Origin of the sequence: Mesorhizobium sp. M2E.F.Ca.ET.219.01.1.1 (assembly GCF_004016445.2) — a bacterium.
GTDB lineage: Bacteria > Pseudomonadota > Alphaproteobacteria > Rhizobiales > Rhizobiaceae > Mesorhizobium.
Window position 1 is genome coordinate 1 of the sequence record NZ_SADT02000077.1, and the last position, 393, is coordinate 393.

General features: G+C 47.6%; 1 pseudogene. It reads left to right on the top strand.

The window, feature by feature from the left end:
• Positions 1–176 precede the first annotated feature (176 nt).
• A pseudogene (locus EN862_RS36665) lies at positions 177–393 on the top strand (glycosyltransferase family 1 protein); the annotation flags it as partial.

Below are 393 nucleotides of genomic sequence, written 5' to 3' on the forward strand. Positions count from 1 at the left end.
GCGCTGACCCGCTGGTTCTATCGTGGGCGCAATTGCTCGTCGACGCAAACAGGTCGTACATATACTATATTGACGATAATTTTTGGCGAATCACGGGGGACAATCCACTTGCGGTGTATTATCGGCACCCAATTGTTAGAAAGTCACTGGAATTTGCAGTCTGCCATGCAGAAACCGTGATCGTTAACTCCTCCGAACTGGCAACATTCGTTTCCAGATTTAATACTCGCGTGACGATGTTGCCGGCGTTTTTCGATTTTTCAATTATTGATGGTGTGGCTCAATCCTCCAGCGACGAGATCCGGATCGGATTTGCAGGAAGCCCCTCACGTGTCGACGATTTGGATTTAATCGCACCGCTTATTGAATCGGTTTTGAAGAGTTTCCCGAAAA